Here is a 3,987-nt window from a genome sequence, read left to right on the forward strand (position 1 = left end):
GGGCAAAGTCGCGGGGGGAATCAATTACAATTTAGTGGTCACCACCGCGTGCGGTGCGTTTTTCAAATTCCCAGGTCCGCACCCCCCACCCCCCCCCATCTTGGGGGGGCAAAGTCGCGGGAGAAATCAATTACACTTTAGTGGTCACCACCGCGTGCGGTGCGTTTTTCAAAGTCCCAGGTCCGTACCCCCATCCCCCCAAGTTTTGGGGGGGCGCAATCGCGGAGGAATCTATCTTAATTCGACGGTCATCGCCGCGCGCGGTACATCTTTCCGCTTCTTCACCTCGCCTAGCCCCGGTCTTAGGGGGTTTCGCCGTGGAGGGGTGTTGAAAGACCCCCTCGCCGAGGGGGCCCGAGTTGGTCCATGCGGCCGCCGGCCCGGCTACTTGGTTATCTTCTTCTTCAGCTTGATCACGCGCGGCTTGGCGAAGTCCTCGCCCATCTCGCAGAGCTCGACGAATGAGACCGGCGCCCCGTCGCCCTTGCGGAATCCCCGGGGGATGATGCGGACGAATCCGCCCGTGCGCTCGTCGAAGCGCGGAAGCACGACCTCGAAAAATTTCTTGACGACTTTCTTGTCCCCCAGCTCGGCGAAAACGGCCCGCTGCGCCGCCGTGTCCGATGGGCGAGCCTTGGCGAACAGGCTGTCGGCGAAGGCCTTGAGCGCCTTGGCCTTGATGTGGGTCGTCTCGATCCGCTCGTGGCGGACGAGTGACCGGCAGAGGTTGCGCAGCAGCGCCCGCCGGTGGGCGGCGGTCCGGTTGAACTGAAAGCCTTCTTTCTTGTGCCGCATAACGAGGTCCCCTAATCGCCGAAAAGCTCGCTTAAGTCCATCCCGAGGTGCAGGCCGTATTCGGAGAGGAAGGCCTCGATCTCGGCCAGGGACTTCTTTCCGAAATTGCGGTACTTGAGCATCTCCGACTCGGGCTTTATGACAAGATCGCCGAGGGTATGTATATCGGCGGCGCGGAGGCAGTTCGCGGAGCGCACGGAGAGGTCGAGCTCCGAGACGGGGCGGGCCAAGAGCTCCCGAATCCGGTGCCGCTCCTCGTCCTCCAGTTCCTCCTGTGGCGTCCGCCGCGCGTCGGCCGAGCTGATGACGGAGAAAAAGTTGATGAGAATCGTCGCCGAGGTCTCCACGGCGTCCCGCGGGCTGATGGAGCCGTCGGTCACGACCTCGAGAATCAGTCTGTCGAAGTTGGTCATCTGCCCGACGCGGGTTTCCTCGACGTTGAAGTTGACCTTGACGACGGGCGTGAAGACGGCGTCTATGGGTATCATGCCGACGTAGTCGTGCTCGGGGGGGAGCTGCACCTCGTTTGAGGTGAGGTAGCCCCGTCCGCGTATCAGCACGACGTCCATCTCCAGCTTACCGTCTATGTCCAGGCCGGCGATGTAGGCGTCGGGGTTGAGGACCTTCAGCTCGGGGGGCAGTACGAGATCGGCGCCGGTCACCTCGCCGGGTCCCTTGGCGGCCAGGCTCACCGCGTGGACCCCCTCGTCGTCCTTCTCCCCGCTGAAGACCAACTGGCGCAGGTTGAGGATGATGTCGGAGACGTCCTCGACCACGCCGGGCAGCGTGTCGTACTCGTGGTCGGCGCTCTCGACGCGCACGGCGACGGGGGCGTAGCCGGTGAGGCTGGACAACAGAACCCGCCGCAGGGCGTTGCCCACCGTGGTGCCGAACCCCGAGGCCAGAGGCTGAATGGTGAACATGGCCCGGTTGCGCTGGGCCTTGTCCTCCTCGATCAGCACCTTGATGTCGGTATCCAGAACCTTACCGATGATCATGTTTGCTAGAGCCCCGTGGAGGGGTTTTAAATCGAGGCGGGTCGGCGACGAACCGGTCAACCCCCGCCGTGAGCCATATTTTCGGACCGGGCGTTAACGCGAGTAGAGCTCGACCACGAACTGCTCGTTGAAGGGCAGGGTGATGTCCTCGCGGTTCGGCAGCCGGTTCACTTTAATCTCGAGCTTTGCCTGGTCCACCGCGAGCCAGTCCACGGATTGAGGCTGGAGGCGCTCGAGACGGAACTTGACCTGCGGGACGACGCTGGAGGTCTCGCGGACGGATACCGTGTCCTCGGCCTTGACCCGGTAGCTGGGGATGTCCACCTTGTGGCCGTTCACGGCCATGTGGCCGTGGCGGACGTACTGCCGGGCCTGGGCGCGCGTGGCGACGAATCCGGCCTTCTGAAGCACGCTGTCGAGCCGGGTGTCGAGCATGATCAAGAGGGTGTGGCCGGTGATTCCCTTGGCGCGCTCGGCCTTTTTGTAGAAGTTGAAGAACTGCCGCTCGAGCATGCCGTATGAGCGGCGGATGCGCTGCTTCTCCCGGAGCTGCGTTCCGTAGGGGGTCTGGCGGCGGCGTCTGCCGCGTCCGTGCATACCCGGTGGTGTCGGGCGGCGCTCCACGGCGCACTTGTTGGAATAGCAGCGCTGACCCTTGAGGAAGAGTTTCACGCCCTCACGGCGGCACATTTTGCAACGCGGTCCGGTGTACCTAGCCAAGACGCCCCCCTACACCCGGCGCCGCTTCTTCGGGCGGCAGCCGTTGTGTGGAATGCTGGTCATGTCAATGACGGCGGTGACGCCGAGTCCGGCGGCGGAGAGAGCGCGGATGGCCGACTCGCGACCGGAGCCCGGGCCCTTGATGTGAATTTCGACCTTGCGCATCCCGGCGTCGAGCGCCTTGCGGGCGCAGTTCTCGGCGGTGAGCTGGGCGGCGAAGGGGGTGGACTTCTTCGAGCCCTTGAAGCCCGCGGTGCCCGCGCTACCCCAGCCGAGAACCCGACCGTCGAGGCTGGTAACCGTGACGATGGTGTTGTTGTAGGAGGAGCGGATACAGATGTACCCCTCCGGGGAACCCTCGTCGAACTTTATGGATCTGCGACGCCGCTGACGCTGCATGAACGGCCTTTCAGGAGAATCCGACGACCCGGCGGCGGATCCGCCGATGCGCTATTTACTTTTAGCCTTGGCGCCTACGGTGCGGCGCGGGCCTTTGCGTGTCCGGGCGTTGGTCTTGGTGCGCTGGCCGCGGACGGGCAGGCCCCTCTTGTGGCGCATGCCGCGGTAGGAATTGATCGCCATGAGCCGCTTGATGTTCATGGCAACCTCGGCCCGCAGCGTTCCCTCGACCCGGTAGCCCTCTTCGATGACCTTACGGATGTTGTTTATCTCGTCGTCGGTGAGGTCCTTGGTGTGGGTGTCCACGTCCAAGCCGGCCTTATCACAGATGGCCCGTGCGATGGTGTTCCCGATACCGAAGATGTAGGTCAAGCTGATGACGATGCGCTTGTTGCGGGGCAGGTCTATACCGGAGATGCGTGCCATCGTTCTCCTTTTGCCGGGGCATAACTCGGTTAGCCGGGGGCGTAGCTCGCGAAAGCTCGGTTCGCTCGGTTAACCCTGACGCTGCTTGTGGCGGGGGTTCTTGCAGATAACCCGGACGACGCCCCGGCGCTTGATGACCCGGCATTTATCGCAGATGGGCTTGACTGAGCTGCGGACCTTCATGACGTTTTACACTCTCTCGTGTTGTTTTTTATTCGATGAAAAATACGACGGATTCCATACCGCCCCCCCGACCGGTCTATCGTCGGATCCCGACGATCCCGGGGGAGCTGCTCAACCGGCCTTTTGGGCTACCTTGCGGGCTGCCGAAACCGGTTCACGGACTCTTTTCGGATACGCCCCCCGACCGGCCCAAGCTCTTTCGTACCCCGGTCCTCTGCTGACTCAAACCACTCCGCGCCTGGCCCCCTCTTCCGGCCCTCCGCCTGGCCCAAGCTCTTTCATACCCCGGCCCCCTACTAACTCAAACCACTCCGCGCCTGGCCCCCCTGACTGGCCCCCTTGACGGGCCCCTTTATTTGAAGCGCCAGGTAATGCGGCCCTTGGTGAGGTCGTAGGGGGTAACTTCCACCCGCACGCGGTCTCCGGGGAGGATGCGCACGAAGTTCATCCGCATCTTCCCGCAGAT

At 63.4% G+C, this 3,987-nt stretch carries 7 protein-coding genes; all 7 read right to left on the reverse strand.

The window, feature by feature from the left end; all coding sequences use genetic code 11:
- Positions 1–384 precede the first annotated feature (384 nt).
- Positions 385–795, reverse strand: coding sequence for a 50S ribosomal protein L17 (gene rplQ, locus NTW26_08705; protein ID MCX7022332.1), 411 nt, complete (start codon positions 793–795; stop codon positions 385–387).
- A gap of 11 nt (positions 796–806) precedes the next feature.
- Positions 807–1,793 carry a DNA-directed RNA polymerase subunit alpha gene (locus tag NTW26_08710; GenBank protein MCX7022333.1) on the reverse strand — a complete coding sequence of 329 codons (987 nt, stop codon included), beginning with the start codon at positions 1,791–1,793 and terminating at the stop codon, positions 807–809.
- A 93-nt stretch (positions 1,794–1,886) separates the two neighbouring features.
- Positions 1,887–2,513 carry a 30S ribosomal protein S4 gene (rpsD, locus tag NTW26_08715; protein ID MCX7022334.1) on the reverse strand — a complete coding sequence of 209 codons (627 nt, stop codon included), beginning with the start codon at positions 2,511–2,513 and terminating at the stop codon, positions 1,887–1,889.
- A 9-nt stretch (positions 2,514–2,522) separates the two neighbouring features.
- Positions 2,523–2,912, reverse strand: a complete 390-nt coding sequence (gene rpsK / locus NTW26_08720; GenBank protein ID MCX7022335.1) for a 30S ribosomal protein S11 — start codon at positions 2,910–2,912, stop codon at positions 2,523–2,525.
- A 51-nt stretch (positions 2,913–2,963) separates the two neighbouring features.
- Positions 2,964–3,338: a 30S ribosomal protein S13 gene (gene rpsM, locus NTW26_08725; GenBank protein MCX7022336.1), complete on the reverse strand. Its 375-nt coding sequence runs from the start codon at positions 3,336–3,338 to the stop codon at positions 2,964–2,966.
- 69 nt (positions 3,339–3,407) lie between these two features.
- Complete coding sequence (rpmJ, locus tag NTW26_08730) at positions 3,408–3,521, reverse strand: 50S ribosomal protein L36 (protein MCX7022337.1); 114 nt, start codon at positions 3,519–3,521, stop codon at positions 3,408–3,410.
- A gap of 352 nt (positions 3,522–3,873) precedes the next feature.
- On the reverse strand, positions 3,874–3,987 hold a 114-nt coding region (gene infA / locus NTW26_08735), incomplete at its 5' end, for a translation initiation factor IF-1 (protein ID MCX7022338.1).

This window comes from bacterium (assembly GCA_026398675.1).
GTDB lineage: Bacteria > RBG-13-66-14 > RBG-13-66-14 > RBG-13-66-14 > RBG-13-66-14 > RBG-13-66-14.

Coding starts and splice junctions, on each gene's coding strand:
- NTW26_08710 (MCX7022333.1), bottom strand. CDS start 1,793: ATGATCATCGGTAAGGTTCTGGATACCGACATCAAGGTGCTGATCGAG.
- rpmJ (MCX7022337.1), bottom strand. CDS start 3,521: ATGAAGGTCCGCAGCTCAGTCAAGCCCATCTGCGATAAATGCCGGGTC.
- rplQ (MCX7022332.1), bottom strand. CDS start 795: ATGCGGCACAAGAAAGAAGGCTTTCAGTTCAACCGGACCGCCGCCCAC.
- rpsK (MCX7022335.1), bottom strand. CDS start 2,912: ATGCAGCGTCAGCGGCGTCGCAGATCCATAAAGTTCGACGAGGGTTCC.
- rpsM (MCX7022336.1), bottom strand. CDS start 3,338: ATGGCACGCATCTCCGGTATAGACCTGCCCCGCAACAAGCGCATCGTC.